This window comes from Limosilactobacillus reuteri subsp. porcinus, assembly GCF_036621895.1.
In the GTDB taxonomy this organism is placed as follows: Bacteria; Bacillota; Bacilli; order Lactobacillales; family Lactobacillaceae; genus Limosilactobacillus; species Limosilactobacillus reuteri_J.
In genome coordinates this window covers 1-3,252 of the sequence record NZ_LN887313.1, presented here as the reverse complement: position 1 = coordinate 3,252, position 3,252 = coordinate 1, and the positions used below count along the sequence as shown (strand labels likewise).

The window sequence follows — 3,252 nt, the reverse complement described above, 5'->3', positions numbered from 1 at the left end:
TACATCTTAAGGCAAAAGAGGCCTTTTTTATATAATTTTTATCGCCCACCCGCATAGCAGGTGGTTTTTTGTTTCGTGCACTCGCTCTGCTCGCGCACTCAACTAGGTCTAAAGACATTAATAAAAAAGGACTGGATAAACGGCAAGCTTAACATTATGGTAACTACTTATGCTGCTTTGGGAAGAGGGATTAATCTTCATTACTCAATTGATGCGGAAACATTAACAGAACTAGTCAAAAGTAAAAATGGAGTAACAATCGGCAAACAAATGCAGAACTTATCTAAAGACATTGATGGCGAATATCTTGAAGCCCCTACTCATATTGCGACTTGGATTGGCAGAGGCGACGAACAGTTTTCAATAAAGAAAATGCTGCACATAATTGGCGAGCAAGATGCCTTATATGGAAACGGTCATATTACGAGAGCAACTTATCGGAAAAATTTGTATGCTTATATAAATGGTGGCCCAGTAAATAATTATCGACAAAATGATTTGCAACCAGTAAAAGTCGCGGGAGGTGTTTATATGGAGCAAGCTTTAGGAAGAATGGCACGGACCAATATCAAGAGTAGCCGTCCCTTGGTCTTAATAGACAATGCCGCAAAAAAGAATCTTCTAAGCAACTATTTGAATAATAAACGAACTACCTTAGAAATGGCTGCAGTATTAGCACATATTACCGGAAGAGAAGCGGAACTTGAAAAAGAAAAAGCAACGCTGCTTCATGAAAAACTCAATATGGCTAATGAAATCCAACATCGTTTTACAGTTTGGTTGCCATCTCAACTGCAACAAGACCGGCAAGGGACAAAAGAGCTTTGGCAAAGAGCCCGTGAATTAATACTGAAGCATCCATTTGGTGATGCTGCACCTGTAACCATTCAGCGTCTCCATTGGCAGTTCGAAAAAGCAGTTAATAAATATTACTTTTCTATCGAAGGAGACTATAGTCGGTTACTTGCTATTGACGCTGCTCCAATTCAAAACTATAACCAGCATCAATTTGATTTTTCCCATTATGGAAAGACTTTAAATAAAATATATGAAGCAAATTCGTGGCTCAAAGAAGATTTTGACCTATTAGGTTACTATCATGATTTTGAAAAGCCGCACCATTATCAATTATTACCAGGAATCTTTAATAATTTTTATCGTCCAGCGTTAAGCGAGGAAGTCTTTAAGGTTATTTGTAAATACTTAGGGATTAAGGTCTATCCAATGGCAGATAATGAATTTGAATTATTTGATTGCTACCTGCAAACAAAAGATAAGAAGAAAGTTTTTGTTGATATCAAAGATTATAATGAAATCACTAATGCCACCGAACAAACGGAAGTATTTAAGAAGGCGCGCCTAAAACTGGCTAATTGCACAGAGAATAATCCAGTATACTTTATTAATTTTCGCCAACTTCAACCTAATAGTAAATATGAACAAAAACTATTTAGCCCACAATCAGATCGACAATTCTTTACATGTTCCAGTATGTTTTTAGCTAACGGGAAACTTAATAGTCAATTAGCAAAAAATTTATTGGATTATTTTGAATAAAAGGAGAGAGAAATGATAACAACTAATCGTCTTGCTAAATTTGATATTGATACTCGCAAAATTCTGACTGACTATGATATATATTCAGTTGATAAAAATTTAGAAGAGCAACATTTCATTCCCAAAAGAATTTTTAGTATTAATATCGATGTAGAAAATAGCCTTGGTATTAATGCGCTAACGGGAAAGAAAATCCAAAAGAATGTTTATCGTTTATATTTAATCACTAAAAAGTCAGCGGTAAATGTCCAGGAGATAAGAAGGGCAATTGAGAAGTATAGTCAGCATACTTTTAGGGCGTCAAAATTAGACGAGGAAGCAATCTCTTCTTTAGACGGTAACTTAAATTGACATTTCGGGCTTGTATAACTTAATAAGTGTTTTTAATTTAGTTTTTAGTGAGTATTTTTCTGAATTAAAATTTGAAAAAGTAGATACGGCAAAGCAACTTTTAGGACAACTATCACAAACTGAATGGGGGAATCAGTTAGACAAGCATATCGAAGAATTCTTTGCGACGAATCAGTTAAACTTAATCGATAATCGGATCGCCAGGGATGAACGGATAGAAGATATAAAGGCCGCGTTGGTTCAGCTTTTGCCAACAGTTAAAATCAATATTAGACCGACCGTTGAAGATAAATTTGGATATAATCTAGTGGTGATTAATAATAAGCGGTATTTCCAAACTCATGAAGATGTTAAAGATAATTATGCGAGAGACTATCAGCAGGCAATAGTACAACATTTGACAATTGATACCTTTAGGAAGGGGGCTTTAAGAAGTACGTTAATTAATTCATTGAAAGAGTTGATAATAAAGAAAGATTTGAAAGAAAGAAGCTTAAGCCTGTATCATTCACCAGCTTTAATGGCGGGATGGGAGTTTTATCAAGTAGCAAAGGGAGCTAATGGTGTCCAAGCAATCTATCTATTTAAAATGATTAATAGTGATGAATTCGAGGTGAGACGGTTAGATTTACAAGAAAGCGCAAAATTTATTAATCTTGATAATGCAGACCTCCAGTACCTAATTAAAACTCCTGCTAATACTTTCTACAATTTAAATAGGAAAAGCGTCTTTACCTTACCTAATGCTGAGCTTTTTGGCGATATCAACGAGATGATTAGTCATTAAAATTGTTCAGCAGTAACAAAAGAAGAACTTAAACAGGCTCTGAATGATTTAAGTAAAAGGTACCCTAATTACAGAACCAAATACCAAAATCTTATTTCTATCATTAATAAAAGAGAGCTGGATTCGTTTAGTATCAATGACTTAAAAGATGAATTTGATTTTATGAAGAAAAATAAAATACTAAGTCCAATTGCAATTAATTTGTTATTGGATGAATTATATGAACAATATGGACTAGTTTTGAAAGTGAAACCAAAAATAAAATCCCATGTTCAAAAGTATCTCTCTGGGTTAACCGATATTAATTATTTCGTTGATAACGACGATCAGGATGTTATTTACTATAATGTAGGAACCATTAGTAAAAACATGAATATGTCAATTGCGAAAGCATCACACATCTGGCAACTTCAGCCTAATATTAAATTAAATGAGCGTAATTTTGCTACGATTGAGACCGAAAACATCTTGAAGTTTCTTCAAATGATGATGGTGAATTTTGTGCGATTTCATCAACTAACAGTAATTCCTTTTTCTTCGCGGTTTGTAAAATTAAG

General features: G+C 34.2%; 3 protein-coding genes and 1 pseudogene. All 4 read left to right on the top strand.

The genetic code is table 11. The annotated features are described in order from the left end of the window. Nucleotides 1-156: 156 nt before the first annotated feature. A complete protein-coding gene (locus AACL61_RS00705; RefSeq protein WP_339110836.1) occupies nucleotides 157-1,557 on the top strand; it encodes a hypothetical protein in 1,401 nt (466 codons plus the stop codon). A 12-nt stretch (nucleotides 1,558-1,569) separates the two neighbouring features. Further along, nucleotides 1,570-1,908, top strand: coding sequence for a hypothetical protein (locus AACL61_RS00700; RefSeq protein WP_102816780.1), 339 nt, complete (start codon nucleotides 1,570-1,572; stop codon nucleotides 1,906-1,908). A 10-nt stretch (nucleotides 1,909-1,918) separates the two neighbouring features. Beyond that, the gene (locus tag AACL61_RS00695; RefSeq protein WP_102816779.1) at nucleotides 1,919-2,695 is read left to right on the top strand and encodes a hypothetical protein; all 777 of its coding nucleotides are present in this window, start codon (nucleotides 1,919-1,921) and stop codon (nucleotides 2,693-2,695) included. Nucleotides 2,696-2,941: 246 nt separating this feature from the next. Beyond that, nucleotides 2,942-3,252: pseudogene (locus AACL61_RS00690) on the top strand (hypothetical protein); the annotation flags it as partial.